The organism is Synechococcus sp. 'PEA 65AY6A-5F PE A', assembly GCF_047462575.1.
Taxonomy (GTDB): domain Bacteria; phylum Cyanobacteriota; class Cyanobacteriia; order Thermostichales; family Thermostichaceae; genus Thermostichus.
The window spans coordinates 56,201-72,586 of the sequence record NZ_JAOALE010000004.1 but is presented as its reverse complement, the minus strand read 5'-3'; the positions used below and the strand labels follow the sequence as shown (position 1 = coordinate 72,586).

Sequence of the window (16,386 nt, the reverse complement as noted above, 5' to 3'; positions counted from 1 at the left end):
AACAGCATGATCCAGGGAGGATTGTCGGGCAGAGGGGAGGCTCTCTCATTGTGCCATTTTGCCCCGGTTCAGTCTCAGGGGCGGTGGATGATGGCCTCGACCCGCCGTTGTTTTTTCACCGGATCTACGCCCACCAGCCGGATGTAGTCCTTGGGAAAACGGCTGAGGCACTGCTCGACAGCCTGACAGGCAGCGGCCCATTCTCTCAGGTGGGCAACTCCACACTCCTGCCAGGAATGAACGCGGTAGCGGCGCGGATCCGCATGCTCCACCAGGATCTCATAGCCTTGGGCCAGGATCTGGCGAAGCTGGGCCTGCACGCCTGGGTTGAGGGAAACTGGGGCAGGATCGGCCGAGTTGGCAGCCACAGGAGGAGGGGATGGCGGGGAAGCGGGGGGCGGCTCTTGAGGAGCGGAGCGCCGGAGGCCAAGGTATTCCTCGGAGAGGCGACGGGCTTCTACTTGGTGTTGCTCGGCTTTGAGCTGGTGGCCGGCCTGGATCAACTGCTCCAGAGAAAATCGCGGTGGCGGAAACTGGGGGGCGCCCTCTTTGCTTTTGAGCAGGCGAAAGGCAATCCCTTCCAGGCCGACTTCTTGGATAAATTGCCATACCTGCTCGTCGTAGAGCTGGGCGCGCAGGGCGCCGAAAAAGTCGATGGCCTGCTCGGGAAAGGCGTCCACCAGGCGCTCAATCTCCTCAAGAGACAGCCCGTCGGCTTGAAAAATGCCGTGAACGATGTGGATGCGGTCGGTGCGGCTGGGCTCCCAGTAGAACTTGCGCATGCGCCCATCGCGGATGAGGGGGGCATAGAGGGTGGAAAAGTCGTTGCCGGTGGCGATGATGGGCACCCGCGGCAGGGGCTTGGGATCGTAGCTGCCGGGAAGCTGCACGTTGGTGGGGTTGTCGGCGATGTTCATCAGGGTGGCGCTCACCAGTTGGGTGTTGACGGTGTACTGGGTCATGCTGTTCAGGCGACCGGCGCCGGCATCCAGGTCGTTGATCATCAGCACGGCCATCTGGCCAAATTTGCGGATGTGCTCGGCAGCTTCACGGTAGCGCAGGCGAATCATACGGGCGGGATCCCCGGCGTCGGGACTTTCCAGCTCGCCCCCCGAGATGTGGACGGCATAGACCTTCATGCGCTCAAAGATGAGGTTGCATTGGAAGGTCTTGCCCTCCCCCTTGCGCCCGTGGATGCCCAAGATGAGCGGAACGGGCACGTCGGGCAGAGGAAGATGATTTTTGGTCAGGTGCAGGGCGACAACTTTAAGAAAGGTGGGGGGGATGTAGTAGCTCATCGGTGGGCCTTAGCTTGGTTGCGAGAGTTTCTATTTCCTCCATTGTCGTTCTGGGAAGTTGGCCCCTGCCCCTCCTCGGCCCAATTCTCGGCGGGCAGCAGGGACAATACTCCAGATAAGTGCTAATTATCTGGACTATCGGCAAGGGGAAAGAGTGCCCACATGGGCGTTGCCATGGGATTACGCGGGAGGTTAGTTTTTGTAACAGTCTTCCGGCAGGGCGACCCCAGAGATGGCAACACAAGCTTTTCTGGCGCTCTGGTCAGGCCGGCTTAGACGAAAAGCTGTCCATCTAAGGGTGAGATCTTGCTGTTGAATTGCCTAAGCTCTGTGTTGCTGGCTGTCGAAGCCGCCGCTCCCGTCGAGGCGCCAGGGGGAGACAACCTCTCTCCCTTGATCTTGGTGGCGGTGCTGCTGGCCTTGGTGGTCATCTACTTGGCCAGCCGCGTTGGCGGAGAAATGGCCGTTCGCCTGAGTTTTCCCCCCGTGCTGGGAGAGTTGCTGGGAGGGGTGTTGGTGGGCGGTTCTGGCCTGGGGTTACTGGTTTTTCCCGAAGGGCCGCTTTCTGCCGAGGCGTTGCCTACCTTGGCCCAGTCCTCAGCTCTGATGCAGATTCTGCAGGCCACCGCGGGTCTTGACAAGGGATCCCTGGTGCAGGTGTTCTCCTCCCAAAGCCAGATCATCGACATCCTCTCGGAGATGGGGGTGGTTATCCTTCTCTTTGAAATTGGTCTTGAGTCGGATCTGGGGGAACTGTTGCGGGTTGGCCCGCAGGCGGCGGCCGTGGCCGTTATTGGGGTTGCTGTGCCCTTTGCGGCGGGAACACTGGGCCTGCTCTACCTCTTTCACGTGCCTGTCATCCCTGCCATCTTCGCCGGGGCGGCTCTGACGGCAACCAGCATTGGCATCACCGCCCGCGTCTTGGCCGAGCTGCAAAAACTCACCTCCCTCGAAGGGCAGGTGATCATCGGCGCCGCCGTCCTGGACGACGTGTTGGGCATCATCATCTTGGCGGTGGTGGCCAGCTTGGCCAAAACCGGAGAGGTTGACGTCGCCGATGTTGGCCTCATCGTCGTCAGCGCTGTCGTCTTTCTCGTCGGCTCTATCGTCTTGGGGCGACTCCTCAGCCCCTACTTTGTGGCTCTCCTCAACAACCTGAAAGCCCGCGGCAACCCCCTTTTGCCCGCTCTGGTCTTGGCTTTCTTGTTGGCCTATGTAGGGCAGGTGATCCACCTGGAGGCGATTTTGGGCGCTTTTGCCGCCGGCCTAATTCTAGGGGAAACCGACAAGCGCCAGGAGCTAGAAGAACAGATCAAGCCCGTTTCCGACCTGCTGGTGCCCATCTTCTTCGTCTGCGTCGGGGCCAAAACCAACCTCGCCGTGCTCAACCCCACCCTCCCCGCCAACCGCGAGGGGCTGATCATTGCCGTCTTCTTGGTTAGCGTTGCGATTGTGGGCAAGCTGGCCGCCGGCCTGGGGGCGTTCGGCAAGCCGGGCATCAACCGCTATGCCATCGGCGTGGGCATGATCCCGCGCGGCGAGGTGGGCCTGGTGTTTGCCGGCGTGGGAGCGGCCAGCGGGGTTCTCTCCGAGGCTCTCGACGTCAGCATCATCGTCATGGTGATCGCCACCACCTTTATCGCCCCCCTCTGGCTGCGGGGAGTATTGATCGGGGAAGTAGACTCTCCTCCTTCTCTCCTGGATCTGCAGGCAGAAGCATCAGAGCAAGACCGCGTCGAAACCCCATCAGCTCGCTCAGACTCAGAGCAGGTGGGCATTCCTGAGAGTTGAATCACCTCGACTTTCTCCCCAAACGTCCCCAGAGCGTCTGGAACAGCAGCCACAGCGGGTTGCGACGGCGGGATCCCACGTCTTCAACCTTCTCCGCCCTCTCCTGTTGGGGCAAAATCACCCGCATCGAGGGCGGGTCAAACCGCTGCATCGTTGTGGAGCGCCGATCCACCACCTCCGCCTTTAGGCTGCGAAAGCTGACAGACTGGAGATACCGCTGAAACTCTTCGTTCGACAACTGGCGAATGCAATACTGCATCCGCACCTGATCCCCCAACTGGATCTGATCCCCATCCTTGAGATCCCAGCTCAGACATTTCTGCCCGTTTACTGAGATGCCATTGGTGCTGCGCTTGCCTTCGATATTGCCGTCCAACAGCCGGTAGGTGTAGCCACCGCCCTTTTGCGGCAGCCGCAAGAGCAGCGCGTGCTGCCGAGAAACCGCCGCCGAATGGACGACAATGGCGTTGCTGGGATCCCTGCCGATGGAATAGGTGGCGGCACTGAGGGCCACAGCCCGCCGTCCCTGCTCGTCATCGATCACCAGCACATGCCAAGTCTGGGAGGGGGAAGACGCTGGGTCAGCAGGCATCGTTTGGGGTTGGCTTTGCCAGAGAAAGGTTCGGCAGAAGAAGGGCCTTCCTTCATAATGATAGGATAGGGCTTAGCCACCCGCGAGGAATCGTAAACAGCCGCCATGACTGCAACTCCCTCCCTTCTTCAGGAACTTCCCCCCATCTACCCTGGCGTGGCCGTGCGGGTCATCAATCCCAACGATACCTACTACCTCTTTGAAGGACAAGTACAGCGGGTTACCGACGACCATGCCGCTGTCCTCTTCGAGGGGGGCAACTGGGATAAATTGGTTACCTTCCGCCTTTCGGAATTGGAAGTGGTGGACAAGTCCCGCCGCTAGCTCCGCTCCGCTTTCCTCTAGAACTTCCCCATGCGCAGCCATTGGCAGGAACCTTTCCTTTGGATCCATGCCGCCGGGATCCTCCTCTTCCCCTTGTGGATTGGGCTAACCGTCATTGGGTTGGCCACCGGGGATCCTCTCCTGTCGGTGGGAGTAGAGCAGGCCGCAGTGGCTGTGGCGGGCATTGGGCCAGTCTTTGCCATGCAGTGGCGCAAGCCCTTCGATGTCTTCAGCCTGTGGGTGGCCGCCGTTCCTCCCGAGGAACTCACCCCCGACCAACGCCGCATCTTGGCTGCCTTCCTCAGCCCCGAACACAAGATCTTGACGCTATTGGCGGCACTCCTGCTGCTGGAAGTCTTTGAGCGCCTCTACGACTTCGCCCCCCTCTTTGCCCCCCTCACCCCTGGCAACGGCACCCGTCTGGCCGGCCTGGCCATAGCCGCCTTCGGGTTTTGGGGGGCCAACCTGTTCTTGCAGATCCCCCTTGCTGCAATACGGGTACTTCTCCTCAGCGAGCCGGAGCTGGCCCAACTGGATCCCATCCCTGCTGAGGAGATCGAGAGCCGCTTCTCCGTTGTTGGCGATCGCCACACCCCGCTGTTGCAACGGCTGCTGCGCCGGATTGCCGCAGTCCCATCGCAGGCACAAAAAGATGGAAATCAGAGACTCGACTGTAAAGTAGAAGTAGCCGAAGCTGCCGGCTCAGATGCCGAATCCGAAGGACGGGAGGCTGCCACACCGGAAACGACCCCTGACTTCACTTAGACAGGTTGCTGGGACGGATTTCTACCCCAAAGAAACTGCAGCTCGATGCTAGAGTGGACGGGATCCAGACTGTTGTCTGACCATCGGCGTTCTCCTGATCTTCGAGGCTACCGCACCGGCAATGGCGAGCAACTTTTCCTTCCGCTTTAAACAGTTCACCCAACGCCTCAGAGAAACCACCCAGCTTCCCCAGTTTTTCACCGAGCAAGCCACCAGCGAAACCCAAAACCTCGCGCGGGAGTTGGCATTGGTTGGGGAATACGCCACCCAGCTCAGCCAGGTGGTGATGGAGGTGGACTTCCTCAACCAGCTCTACACCCGTCTTTTGAACGAGCGGGAAGTGCTGCAGCAGGAAAAAGACAACTTAGAAGCGCGGGTCTTCGAGTTGCAGCAGGAGCGCAACGAGACTGAACCCCAAGTGATGTACCTACGTGAACAACTGAGCCAGGCCGCCTTTCAACTGGAGCAAACGCAAAACCGCGAGCGCAGCCTCAGCGAGCGGGAACGGCAACTGTCGGAGATCGTGGCCCAACTGGAGCGCCGGCGGGCTGTGCTCAACCAGGCCATCGAAAACCTCACCAACCAAGAGGCCGATTACACCGTTCGCAATAAAGAGCTAGAGGCCGTCATCAAAGATAACGAGCGCAAAGCCAAGCAATACCTAGAAGCCGCCAACCACTACCGGGCGTACTTGGAAGAGCTGAACGCCCAGATACAGGAAGCTCAGGCCAAGCTGAGGAGCCTCGGTGTTGAGCCCAAACCCGCCGACCTGCCGCGGCTTGAGGATATGGAAAAGCCAACTCCCATCCCCACGCCGCCGCCCTCTACTCCCATCGGCTACCCACCACCCCAACAGCCTCCTCCACCCCAGTCGGGCGGCTACTGGTCGGACAGCCCCTTCGATGACGATCCCTGGAGCTAGGGGCTATCCCAACAGCGCTTGTAAGTCAGCTCTGCGGCAAAGCTCAGTGCCCTCTGCCCTGAGCCGCCTTGGGAGAGCTGAGGGAGACGCGTACCCTAAAGAAGAGATCCACAGTAGGGGATCCAGCGTCCAGTTACACCCAAGCCAGACCTATGGAACTGACTGTGCCCGATTTGCAAGCCCTCAGCCAATGGGATCGGCAGTTCTGCCGCTTTGCCGAGCAGCAACAGCTCCTCAAGCCCAAACAACTGGCCTTGGCCCTGAAGATCCAGCGGCAGCAGCACGGCCCCCTGGCCTTGATCCTCTGGCAGTTGGGGTTTGTGGGCCTGCAGCACTTGGCGCAGTTTTGGGAGAGAGTATCTGGCGACGCTGACCCGGAGCTGCTCCAAGACAAGGCCTTCGGCTGACAAAAAGGGTGACTGCTGCCGTCTGTTTTCCTGGCCGAGGAGCGAGACTGCAGTATGGCCTTTTCGGACTCCACCGTCACTCATCCTGAAAGTCCTGTAGCGGTGAGCTGCAGCTCCCTTCCTGCAGCGCCGCCCGCCCCCCAGCCACCATCGGGTGAATCTTCTGGTTAGCTGACCTGTTGTACTTGGCCGACTGCCGCTTGCGTAAGCAGAAGAGGGAAAGACAGCACTCTGCACCGCTCCTGCAAGAGGGTGGCTGGGCGCTCTTTCAGCGTGGTTGGCCTACCAACCCTGTCGCTGGAAAAAGCTGGAATCCACAGCCATAGGTTTTGCCCTGCAATCAAGTCGATTCTTCCGGCAACAGACCCTTGGGATCCTCCGGCGGCGGCAGATGGGCCAGATCCCCACGGGATTCGCTCCCCAAAACTCGCGCCTGGATTCTCTTGATCACGACATAGAGCACCGGCACCACCAGCAGGCTGAGCAGGGTCGAGACGAACATACCGCCGATAACAGCCGTGCCCAGAGACTGGCGGCTGGCAGCCCCGGCGCCACTGGCCACGGCCAGCGGGAAAATCCCCAGGATCGTGCTCAGGGCCGTCATGAGGATGGCGCGGAAACGGGTCTCCGCCGCCTGGATCGCGGCCTTGACCAGCGGGATCCCCTGGGCAACCAGTTGGTTGGCAAACTCCACGATCAAGATCGAGTTCTTGCTGGCCAGACCGATCAACATCACCAGCCCCACCTGGCAAAAGATGTCGTTGGCCAGGCCCCGCAGCAGTTGGGCCGAGAGCGCCCCCAGAACCGCCAGCGGCACCGCCAGCAGAATGATCAAGGGATCCACATAGCTCTCAAATTGGGCCGCCAGCACCAGGAAGACGAACACCGACCCCAAAGCGAAGATCAGCGGCGCCTGTCCCCCCGACTCGATCTCTTCCAAGGACAGGCCCGACCACTCGAAGCCAAACCCCTGCGGCAGCAAGCGGGCAGCCAGACTTTCCATAGCCCGAATGGCTTGCCCTGAGCTGAAGCCCGGCAGCGGGCTGCCCTGGATCTCCGCCGAGCGGAAGAGGTTGAAGTGGTTGATGATTGCAGGGCCGGTGGTCTCCTCCACCTGAACCAGGGTGCTCAAGGGCAAAAGCTGCCCCTGCCCACTGCGCACGTAGAACTGGCCGATACGTTCGGGGCTGCCCCGGAAAGCCTGATCCGCCTGCACATAGACCCGGTAGTTGCGGTTGAACAGGTCGAAATCGTTGACATAGGTGCCCCCCAACAGGGTCTGCAGCGTGCCGAAGACCTCGGCCAGCGGGATCCCCAGCACCTGGGCCATGTCCCGATCCACCTTGACCTGCAACCGGGGGGAGTTGGCGTTGAAGGTGGGCGGGTTAATCCGCACGCCCAGGGGGGGTTGGCCCGGCGGGGGCGGCGCGTTGCCCACGAAGAAAAGCGTGTTGGCCGTCTGCTGCAGCAGGTTGAAATCGTTCACCCCCCGATCCTGGAGCTGGAAGGTGAACCCGCCCGTAACCCCCAAATCGGGAATGGCTGGCGGCAAAATCGGGATCACCAACGAGCGGCTGATCCCGCCCAAAAAGGGCCCGAACAGCCGGTTGACAATCGCCTGCGCCGATTGTTCCGGTCGCCGCCGCTCGTCCCAGGGCTTGAGGGTGGCGAAGATTAACCCGTTCCCCGGCGAGGGCCCGGTAAAGCTGAACCCCCCCACGATCACCTGGTTTTCGATTTCCGGGATCCCGTCCAAAATGGCGCTGGCCTGCCGGATGACCCGGTCGGTGTAATTGAGAGAAACCCCCGGCGGCCCCTGGATGATGGTGATGAAAAAGCCCTGATCCTCATCCGGCACAAACCCGGTCGGCACGACCTGGAACAGCCAGTAGGTGAGGCCCAGACAGGCGACAAACCCCGCCACCACCAGCAGCCGCAGCTTCACCACCAGCTCCAGGAACCGACGATAGGCGGCGCGGATCCCTTCCACGGCCCGGTCAAACCAGCGCAACAGCCAAAACATCTGCTCCGAACGGGGGCGGATCAGCAGCGCCGACAACGCCGGAGCCAGGGTAATGGCATTGAAGGTAGACAGCGAAACCGATACGGCAATGGTGACGGCAAACTGCCGGTAGATGCGGCCACTGGTGCCGGGAAAGAACGCGATTGGCACAAACAGGCCCAACAGCACCAGCGTCGTGGCGATCACCGCCCCCAGGACCTCGTTCATCCCCGCCGAGGCCCCCTGCAGAGGCCGCATGCCGCGGTCGCGGATGTAGCGGGAGATGTTCTCCACCACCACGATGGTGTCGTCCACCACCAGGCCGGTGGCCAAGGTGAGGCCGAACATGGTCAGGGTGTTGATGGAAAAGCCGAACAGGCGCACAAACGCAAACGTCCCCAGCAGCGCCACCGGGATCGTGACAGTGGGGATGAGAGTGATGCGCCAATCCTGCAAAAAGATAAACAGCACCAGCACCACCAGGACAATAGCCTGCAGCAGGGTGAAGATCACCTCCTGCACCGACTCCGTAATAAACAGCGTGGCGTCGAAGGCGATCTCGTAGATCAAGCCGGGCGGGAAGCTACGGGAGAGCTCCGCCAACGTCTGCCGCACCTGCCGCGACACCTCCAAGGCGTTGGCATCCGGCTGCTTGGTGATGGCGATCCCCACCGCCTCCTGGCCGCCGATGCGGAAGAACGTATCGTAACTTTGGGCCCCCAGCTCCACCCGACCCACGTCGGCAATGCGCACCAAGCTGCCGTCGGGGCTGGCTTTGAGCACAATTTGGGCAAACTCCTCCGGCTGCGACAGCCGCCCCGTAGCCTGGACGCTGATCTGAACCTCCTGATCCGGGGGGCTGGGCTGGCTGCCGATCTGTCCGGCAGGCACCTGGATGTTTTGCTGGCGCACGGCGTTCACCACATCCAGCGCCGTCAGCCCATAGCCGGCCAGCCGCGTCGGATCCAGCCAGATGCGCATGGCATAGGTGCGCTCCCCGAAGACGATGACATCGCTGACGCCGCGAATGCGCCGCAGGGCATCGCGCACGAACAGCTCGGCGTAGTTGCTCACAAACAGCTCGTCGTATTCCCCTGCCTCTGAGCGCAGCGCCACCACCTGCACAAAAGCGCTATCGCCGGCCTTTTCTACACTAAGGCCGTTTTGGATCACCTCTGCCGGCAGCCGCGCCTGCACCCGTGCCACCCGGTTTTGCACATCCACAGCCGCCGTGTCCAGATCCCGATCCGGGCTGAAAGTGACGGTGATCTGGCTGGTGCCGTTGCTGCTGCTCACCGAAGAGATGTAGCGGATGCCCTCGACGCCGTTGATCTCCTGCTCCAGCACATTGGTTACCGCCGTCTCCACCGTCTCGGCATCGGCTCCAGGGTAAACGGCGGTCACCCTCACCGCCGGCGGCGCCACCTGCGGGTAGTAGTCCACCGGCAATAGGGGAATGCTCACCGCTCCCACCAGCACAATGATGATGGAGCAGACGCTGGCAAAAACAGGACGGCGAATGAAAAAGTCGACAAACATAGGCCAGGGATCCGCGTAAGGAGTAGAAGGGGATGACCAAGTTGGGAAACCGCTCAAGAGGAGAAATCTAGGGCGGGGATCCAGGCGGTCTCCCCTCCCCTTGCATCCTCTGCTGCAAAAGCACCTCATCGACAATCGGGGCGCCATCGCGGATTTTTTGCAGGCCGCTCAGCACAATCGGCTCGTTGGCCTTCAGCCCCTCCAGCACCTCGTAGCTGTTGCCGTAGAGGGATCCCAGCCGCACCGGCCTTTGCACCGCCACCGCCCCGGGGGGCTTGCCCTCCTCAGGTGGCTCTGTCGTCTGCACCGTGTAGACAAAGGTTTGGGCGCCCAGACGGGCTACCGCCGTTGCCGGCACCAGCAAAGCTGGCCGCTCCTCCCAGAGGATGCGGGTTCGCACAAACTGGGCTGGTCGCACCAGCGGGCCGTAGGCCTTGCGCAACTGGCCGGCGGGGTTCTCCAGCAGGGCCTTGGCCAGTACCGATTGCGTGCTGGCATCGGCTTCAGGCGCGATGAAAGAGATTTGGCTGGTGCCGATCACCTCGCCGCGGCTGTCCAAGATCTGCACCGGTGTGCCGATGCGCAGGCGGGGGGCCTGCTGCAGCGGGATATTCAGGTTCAGCTCCAGCGCCTGGGTTTGGGTCAGGGTGGTCAAAACCGTCTGGGGCGTCACATAGTCCCCCTGCCGCACCAACACTTCCCCGACAATACCGGCAAAGGGAGCCGTGACCTGGAAAAACTGCAATTGCACCTGCTGCCGCTCCGCCTCGGCCCGGGCCCGCTCCACCTCCCGCTCTGCCCGCACAATGGCCGCCTCTTGGGCCCGGATCTGCTCCTGTTGCGCTGCCAAGGCCGCCTCCGCCTGGCGCAGATCGCGGCTGGACTGATCCACTTGCGCCTGGCTGATGGCCCCCTCGGCCAAGAGGCGCAGGTTGCGCTGGTGTTGATCCCGGGCGAACTCCGCCGCTGCCTCCAGCCGCAGGCGATCCGCCCGCAATTGGCTGAGCACGGCTCGGCTGCTCTCCAGGTTGGCCTGAGCCGCCGCGATCCCGGCCGCTTGGCCGGCCACCGCCGCCTGTTGTTGCCGGCTGTCGATGGCAAACAGAGGCGCCCCGGCAGAAACCTGGGATCCCAGCCGCACGAACACCTGGGTCACCTGGCCGCTCACCTGGGGCCGAATACTGGCCACCTGCTGGGATCCGAGGCTGGCGATGAACTCCGACGTCTCCTGAATGAGCCGTTCTTCCACGGCGCCGATGGCCACCGGTGTCGGCTGGCCTTCTCCACTCTCCATGCCGCGAGGGGGCCCGCCGGGCCGACAGGCAGCCAGGAGCAAAGAAAAACCCAACAGCGGCAGAACTGTTCGCAATCGCATCCTCAACCTGCTCCCCCAACGAGCACCCAAACAGAGGGATCCCCCATCTGCATTGGCTCAACCAACCAAGGTAATGAGCCTGTGCCTTCCTGTGCCTGTGCAAAAGCGCTGGCCATCCTTCCCAATCCAGAACTAAGTTGACACTCCCGCCGCCTGAAGGCGGGGGATTCTTACGCAGTCCACAGAAGGACCCGTAACGGCGTTGTCAAAGCGCCTCTAGACAGTTCCTGAAGGCAAAGCCCCAAGGTTCTGCTGACTTTCTTAAGCAGGTTGGCGGCAGCATTTGCCTCAGCGTTGACCAACCACCCCTTTGCCGTTTGGTACAGGCCCCGCTTGACACGCTTCCCAGAGGGTCTCCACCCGTCGGGTTTTTCACCATAATTTAGGTAGCTCATCTCCATCTAGGAAGCTCGCCTGCGAACTGTACGCCTCCTCCGCCTCGATAAACTCAATGCCATAGTGCTGACATAATTCCGCAATACGCTCCTTTAACCAACCTGTTGGAATTAAAACAAAGTTTTGGTTATTGACCTTCCCTAAACCGCATTCTTGCTTTTGTTCTTTGTTCCAACCAAAGATGATTCTCCCAATCGAGTGGTGCAAACAGAAGTCAATGACCTTGCGCGCAGCTTTGTGAATTGCATCTCGCATCCTCCGGCTTCTTTTTTCCGTAATTCGCTCAAGTTTCTGCGACCAAAACCCCTGCGGCTTGTCAGTCTTAAGCCTAGCCACCTCCTTGTTGTACCACTGGTTAAAGGATTTGACTTTGCGTCCGTCAATGATGAAGCTATGCCCTAAGTTGCTAACGCACGTAAGCCAGTTGTTTACTCCGTGGTCAATTGCTAGTACCTTTTTTGGATCCAGCGATTGCGGTTGAGCGGGCTTAGCATAGATCCACTCCAAGTAGAACACCCCATGCCTGGGCAGAATTCTTAGCTCCTTAATATTTTTCCAATCTAAGTTGGTAGGAAATCGTATCCAGAAAGCGTCTATCCCAAACCAAGCTTTGACCTGGTTGCCGAGCGGCACTCTGACTCTTCCTTCTTGGAACTTAAGCCACTTCTTCGGGTATGCTACCGTGAACATTCCCTTATTACGGTAGCGCGGTAGGTTTGGTCTTAAGCTAATCTCTTCTTGCAAGAAAAGTTTCAGCTTTGTCTTAAAACTACTTAGTGCCTCAGCTACAGACTTACACGTCTGTTGTGCGGCGGAAACATACATTGCGATAAAGTGCTTGTTTTTGGTTCTCACCATTTCAGCGCAAAGCTCACCATAGCTTGCCAATCGCTTTGTTTTGAAATAGACTTGTCGCGCATAGTACAAAGCGCAGTTGTACACCTTATTAGACTGTTGACACAAGTACTCTAATACGGGGAGTAGCTCCCTGTCCCTGACGAGAACCTGCTGACAGCCGTACCCCATACTTGTTGGTAAGTGGCATGATAACTGCAGTCTAACATAAGTAAGCAACAATGCGAGAGGGAAGCCAACGGTACAATCACTACAACCATGCTGTGGGGCTAGCGGTTGTTCGCCTCGTTTTTTGCCCAAAGAGAAGGAAAAAGGTCTTGGTAGGAGAAGTCAGGAACAGGTTGTTTGAGCTATGGCAGGAGCTGTCTAGCGAGAAGGGTTGGCATGTGAGAGCGATTGAAATAGCTCCAGACCATGTCCACCTGTTTCTTGAGATTAAGCCTACCGACCCAATTCATCTTGTGGTAAAAGCATTCAAAGGTAGAGCTTCCAAATATTTAAGGCAGAAGTTTCCTAACCTGCGAAAACTACCTAGCCTTTGGAGCAGAAGTTATTTTTTCTGTACTGCGGGGAATGCTAGCGCTGAGGTAATTCAAAACTATATCAATGACCCACATCATTGGTAAGCGACTAAAGTCGCTCTCGGGCTTTTCCGCCCCGCGCTAAAGTGCGAGGCTACCAAGCTATCCCTCTGTGTAGGCTTAGCCAAAAGCCCAGCTTCGGGATCCAGAGCCCCAACTGGCCGGACAACGGCCATCTTCGGCTAGACTGTTCCAAAGTTGTCGCGCAAGCAGCGGGTCTTTTGTTGCCTGGCGCGAAGGCGAGTTGCCGGGGTTAAAAAAGCTGACATGAGAACTGTGGCCGTAACCTGGTTTCGCCCACCGCAGCTTCAGCTTCGTCCTCAGCACTGGCTGTGGAGCTGCCTCGGGGCAGCAGCCATCACAGCCCTCACGGCGGCTGCCGCTTGGGCGCGGCCGGTGTTGGAAGTGCGCATGACCATGGGCTTGCCCATCAGCCCCAACTACTGGTACCTGGTGGCCCTCAGCCGGGCCGGCAGCCCCGGCCCCACCGCCAATCTGGTGGATCCCAATGTCCGCGTCGGGCCCAATGAGTATGCTTTTGTCCAGAACTGGGACTACCTGATCCGGGTTACCCCCCTCAACGAAGAGTCGGTCTTGCAGTCCACCATCCAGCGGTTTGGCGAGCCGGAGCGGGAGTTTGCCGTCGGCTTCAACCAGGTGCGGGTGGAGCGCCTCAGCCGCGACCGCGACACCCTCCGCTTGCAGATCGACATCTCCGAGCTAGAGGGCCTCGACGGGCGGGATCAGGATATCCAGGTGGCTCTCCTCACCGCCCGCGCCCCCTTCCGCGTCGCCCCCGAGGAAACCAACTTGGCCATTGACGCCACCCGCGGCGAGCTGCCCCACTACTACCGCCTCAGCCTCTCCAACCAGCGGCAGGTGGTCGTGGACGATCCCCAGCGCCAGGAGACGATGCGCCGCAGCCGAGAATTGATCCAACAAAGTGGCTCCGGGGCTGCCCTCAGCCGCGAGCTCATCGAGGGGGGAGCCTTGGAAATTTTGGCCGCCAACATCCTCACCTTTGAGCTGCGCCTAGTGGATCGCTAGGGATCCGCTCCCCTGCGCGCCCAAGGCGGGGCCCAGATTGCCGCCATTTCAAGCCCCTTCTGCGCCAAGAGAAGCTGGGCTGGGATCCAACATCACAAACAGAAACGACTCCAGCCCCGCCAGGTAGGTGAGCACCTGCTCCTGGGCCGCTTCCGGTTCTATCTGATGGGCTTGGGCCGCCTGCTCGATCAAGCTGGCCACCGCCACTGGCCCCTGCAAGAGGGATCCCAGCCAGGCCATCTGGGGAGCCGGAATGGCGAGGCGGCCGCGGCTGGCCCCCGGCCAGTTCATAGTAAACTCCAGCTTCTTTTCGTAGGCCTGGGCGAAGTTGCGGCGAAATTCGGCATTGTCCATCAGGATGGGGTTGAGCTGCACCCTGCCCTCCAGCCAGTCGGCGTCGCTCCAGGGCAAGACCAGGGAAGAGCCGGGGTGCTCGGCCCAAAAGTCGATCAGGCGGTGGTCGGGGTAGATCAGCTCGTAGAAGTGGTTTTGCTCGGCGGGAGAGAGCTTGTCCAGCTCCACCTGCAGCCAGGCCGGCATCGCCCTGTCTTTGAACAGCAGCGCCGGATCCCAGTCGGCGTAGTCCACAAGGCAAACCAAGCCCAGCTCTGCCTCTTGGAGCATGCGCATCAGGTCTGGGATCAGAAATCCCTTGTCCCCAGGCAAGAGGTAGTTGGCGCGGATGTTGGTGTCGTCGCTGTAGATCTGGGGATCCCAGTGCAGGGAGACCCGCAGCTCGTCAGAGGCCAGGCTGGCCATGAACTCCCGCACCTGCTGGCAGGCTTCGGGCGTGGGCAGCTCAAACAGGCCCAGCAGCCGGAACGCCTCCTGCATGCGCAAGATCACCTGCCGCTGGTAGGCGTGGTGCAGGTTGGCCCGCAGGATGCCGTCCGGCTTGAGCACCCGCTTGAGCGCCTTCAAGCCCGCCACCGGATCCTCGAGCAAATAGAGCACGTCGTTGAGGCTGATGAAGTCAAACTGCTGCCCCAGTTGTTCAATTTCCAGCAGGTCGAGGGCGTACAGCTCCACCTCTCCGAAGCCGTGGTAGCGCAGGCGTCGCTCCGTCGCCCGCACCGACTCCGGCGAGAGGTCGCAGGCCACCAGCCGTGCCCCCGGGTTGGCCTCCGCCAAGATCAAGGTCTCCCAGCCGGAGCCACAGCCGACATTGAGGATGGCGATCCCCTCGCTGGGCAGGATGGCGCGGGTGCGGGCGTATTGGGCCGTCGTCCAGCTTGAGCGGTATAGGCTGCCGATGGCGTTGCGCCCTGAGGCCTCAACGGGCACGTTGGGATAGGGCAGTTCCTCGTAGACTTGCCGCAAAGACTCGGTCGTGCTGCCGGCCATGGGATCCGCTCCAAGAAGCTGCTCCCTATGCTACCGCCTCAGGAAGGCCGCGATGGCAGCGGCAATGGCCTCATTGCCCCCCCGATCCAACTTCTCCGACGCCTGGGGTGGGTAGGGGGGATCCCGCAGGAAGTCCCAGGATCCCGCAAAGAACTCTTCCGGCGAGAGGATGCGGTGCCATCCGTAGCGCCGCAATCCCTCCACCAACAGGGGCGACTCGGCAAACCCCGACCGGTTGACACAGGCCATGGGCGTGCCACAGCGCAGCGCCTCTGCCAAGGTGCCATAGCCCGGCTTGGACACCACCCAACGGCAGAGGGGCATGACATCCACCGGCCGCCACACCTGGCCGTCTAGAATCTGCAAGTTGGGCAGAGCAGGAGCCTTTGGGTCGAAGGTGAGAAACTGCCAGTCGGGAAAATCCGCCAGCCGCTCGTAAGGCAAGCCCTGCAACCCCAGCCCGCCAAAGGTTAACAAAACCGTGGGCCGCTCCCGCTCCAGCCCCAGGCGCCGGGCCACCTCCTCTCCTGAGTAGCGCGGATCCGACCCCGTCAGCCCCACTGCCTCTTGGTGAGGGAAGGCGGCCATAGGCTCGGCAAAGGGCAGGCGAAACAGCCGCTGGCAGCGCCCGTACAGCTCGCGGATCCAGGCCACCAAGGGCTGAAACTGGGGGCCGTAGTCTTGGTAGATAAAATCCCAGCCGAAGTTGCTGGCCATCCAGCAGGGGATCCCGGCGGCCTCGGCAATGGCGGTGGCGATGGGGGGCACATCCGCCAGGATCAACGGCACCCCCTGGCTGCGAATGAACTCGGCCTCCTCCCGGATGAGGTCGGCAGCCCCCGCTTGAAACGCCTTGAGAGCAGCCAGCGTGGCCGGCAGATCCGCTTGCAGCCCATCCGGCTGCACCACCCCCACATCCAACGCCCGCGGCCGATGGAGAAACTTCCCCTCCACGTAACGCTCCAGGAGCCAGCGGGGAGCCGGCGTAACAAAGATGGGCAGAACATGGGGATCCCGCCGCAGCAAAGCATTCACGACCGCCGCCAGACGGGTAACGTGCCCAAACCCGTGAGCTGTTGCCGCCACATACAGAGGAACGGGATTCATTGTGCTCTGCACCGCTAACGCGATAGGACTCCGTCCCGCTG

General features: G+C 60.9%; 14 protein-coding genes. 7 read left to right on the top strand and 7 right to left on the bottom strand.

All coding sequences use genetic code 11. The annotated features are described in order from the left end of the window. Nucleotides 1-74: 74 nt before the first annotated feature. Nucleotides 75-1,298, bottom strand: a complete 1,224-nt coding sequence (locus tag GG26_RS02660; protein ID WP_414388763.1) for a ribulose bisphosphate carboxylase small subunit — start codon at nt 1,296-1,298, stop codon at nt 75-77. 336 nt (nt 1,299-1,634) lie between these two features. Between GG26_RS02660 and GG26_RS02655 the strand changes: the two genes are divergently transcribed. Then, complete coding sequence (locus tag GG26_RS02655; protein ID WP_228375494.1) at nt 1,635-3,089, top strand: cation:proton antiporter; 1,455 nt, start codon at nt 1,635-1,637, stop codon at nt 3,087-3,089. Between the two features lies 1 nt (nt 3,090). On the opposite strand, the gene GG26_RS02650 is transcribed toward GG26_RS02655, so the two are convergent. Further along, nucleotides 3,091-3,681: an FHA domain-containing protein gene (locus GG26_RS02650; RefSeq protein WP_011429337.1), complete on the bottom strand. Its 591-nt coding sequence runs from the start codon at nt 3,679-3,681 to the stop codon at nt 3,091-3,093. Between the two features lie 105 nt (nt 3,682-3,786). Between GG26_RS02650 and GG26_RS02645 the strand changes: the two genes are divergently transcribed. The 4 genes from GG26_RS02645 to GG26_RS02630 all read left to right on the top strand — a co-directional run bounded on the left by GG26_RS02645 (nt 3,787) and on the right by GG26_RS02630 (nt 6,099). Continuing rightward, a complete protein-coding gene (locus tag GG26_RS02645) occupies nt 3,787-4,005 on the top strand; it encodes an NAD(P)H dehydrogenase subunit NdhS (protein WP_011429338.1) in 219 nt (72 codons plus the stop codon). Between the two features lie 30 nt (nt 4,006-4,035). Next, on the top strand, nt 4,036-4,770 hold the full coding sequence (locus tag GG26_RS02640) for a low-complexity tail membrane protein (RefSeq protein WP_011429339.1): 735 nt from the start codon (nt 4,036-4,038) through the stop codon (nt 4,768-4,770). Nucleotides 4,771-4,891: 121 nt separating this feature from the next. After that, nucleotides 4,892-5,692 carry a hypothetical protein gene (locus GG26_RS02635; protein ID WP_011429340.1) on the top strand — a complete coding sequence of 267 codons (801 nt, stop codon included), beginning with the start codon at nt 4,892-4,894 and terminating at the stop codon, nt 5,690-5,692. Between the two features lie 152 nt (nt 5,693-5,844). Then, complete coding sequence (locus GG26_RS02630; protein WP_041438079.1) at nt 5,845-6,099, top strand: DUF2949 domain-containing protein; 255 nt, start codon at nt 5,845-5,847, stop codon at nt 6,097-6,099. 340 nt (nt 6,100-6,439) lie between these two features. Here the strand turns inward: GG26_RS02630 and GG26_RS02625 are convergent, their stop codons facing one another. The 3 genes from GG26_RS02625 to GG26_RS02615 all read right to left on the bottom strand — a co-directional run bounded on the left by GG26_RS02625 (nt 6,440) and on the right by GG26_RS02615 (nt 12,437). Further along, nucleotides 6,440-9,640, bottom strand: coding sequence for an efflux RND transporter permease subunit (locus tag GG26_RS02625; RefSeq protein WP_414388759.1), 3,201 nt, complete (start codon nt 9,638-9,640; stop codon nt 6,440-6,442). A 67-nt stretch (nt 9,641-9,707) separates the two neighbouring features. Next, nucleotides 9,708-11,015, bottom strand: coding sequence for an efflux RND transporter periplasmic adaptor subunit (locus GG26_RS02620; RefSeq protein ID WP_099812481.1), 1,308 nt, complete (start codon nt 11,013-11,015; stop codon nt 9,708-9,710). A gap of 372 nt (nt 11,016-11,387) precedes the next feature. Next, a complete protein-coding gene (locus GG26_RS02615) occupies nt 11,388-12,437 on the bottom strand; it encodes an RNA-guided endonuclease InsQ/TnpB family protein (protein ID WP_414388756.1) in 1,050 nt (349 codons plus the stop codon). Between the two features lie 50 nt (nt 12,438-12,487). Here GG26_RS02615 and tnpA point away from each other — a divergent pair, with 50 nt between their 5' ends. After that, nucleotides 12,488-12,892 (top strand): IS200/IS605-like element ISSoc6 family transposase, encoded by a 405-nt coding sequence (gene tnpA, locus GG26_RS02610; protein ID WP_011429345.1) that lies wholly within the window; start codon nt 12,488-12,490, stop codon nt 12,890-12,892. Nucleotides 12,893-13,114: 222 nt separating this feature from the next. Beyond that, on the top strand, nt 13,115-13,894 hold the full coding sequence (locus tag GG26_RS02605; protein ID WP_041438081.1) for a hypothetical protein: 780 nt from the start codon (nt 13,115-13,117) through the stop codon (nt 13,892-13,894). Nucleotides 13,895-13,942: 48 nt separating this feature from the next. On the opposite strand, the gene GG26_RS02600 is transcribed toward GG26_RS02605, so the two are convergent. Then, entirely contained in the window at nt 13,943-15,238 is a 1,296-nt protein-coding gene (locus GG26_RS02600) for a class I SAM-dependent methyltransferase (RefSeq protein WP_414388753.1), read from the bottom strand. Nucleotides 15,239-15,268: 30 nt separating this feature from the next. Further along, nucleotides 15,269-16,345, bottom strand: a complete 1,077-nt coding sequence (locus GG26_RS02595; RefSeq protein ID WP_414388751.1) for a glycosyl transferase — start codon at nt 16,343-16,345, stop codon at nt 15,269-15,271. Nucleotides 16,346-16,386 lie beyond the last annotated feature (41 nt).

Bases quoted from the DNA above. Each gene is read 5' to 3' on its own strand.
- GG26_RS02660 (WP_414388763.1), bottom strand. From the start codon at position 1,298: ATGAGCTACTACATCCCCCCCACCTTTCTTAAAGTTGTCGCCCTGCAC.
- GG26_RS02650 (WP_011429337.1), bottom strand. From the start codon at position 3,681: ATGCCTGCTGACCCAGCGTCTTCCCCCTCCCAGACTTGGCATGTGCTG.
- GG26_RS02645 (WP_011429338.1), top strand. From the start codon at position 3,787: ATGACTGCAACTCCCTCCCTTCTTCAGGAACTTCCCCCCATCTACCCT.
- GG26_RS02640 (WP_011429339.1), top strand. From the start codon at position 4,036: ATGCGCAGCCATTGGCAGGAACCTTTCCTTTGGATCCATGCCGCCGGG.
- GG26_RS02635 (WP_011429340.1), top strand. From the start codon at position 4,892: ATGGCGAGCAACTTTTCCTTCCGCTTTAAACAGTTCACCCAACGCCTC.
- GG26_RS02630 (WP_041438079.1), top strand. From the start codon at position 5,845: ATGGAACTGACTGTGCCCGATTTGCAAGCCCTCAGCCAATGGGATCGG.
- GG26_RS02625 (WP_414388759.1), bottom strand. From the start codon at position 9,640: ATGTTTGTCGACTTTTTCATTCGCCGTCCTGTTTTTGCCAGCGTCTGC.
- GG26_RS02620 (WP_099812481.1), bottom strand. From the start codon at position 11,015: ATGCGATTGCGAACAGTTCTGCCGCTGTTGGGTTTTTCTTTGCTCCTG.
- GG26_RS02615 (WP_414388756.1), bottom strand. From the start codon at position 12,437: ATGGGGTACGGCTGTCAGCAGGTTCTCGTCAGGGACAGGGAGCTACTC.
- tnpA (WP_011429345.1), top strand. From the start codon at position 12,488: ATGCGAGAGGGAAGCCAACGGTACAATCACTACAACCATGCTGTGGGG.
- GG26_RS02605 (WP_041438081.1), top strand. From the start codon at position 13,115: ATGAGAACTGTGGCCGTAACCTGGTTTCGCCCACCGCAGCTTCAGCTT.
- GG26_RS02600 (WP_414388753.1), bottom strand. From the start codon at position 15,238: ATGGCCGGCAGCACGACCGAGTCTTTGCGGCAAGTCTACGAGGAACTG.
- GG26_RS02595 (WP_414388751.1), bottom strand. From the start codon at position 16,345: ATGAATCCCGTTCCTCTGTATGTGGCGGCAACAGCTCACGGGTTTGGG.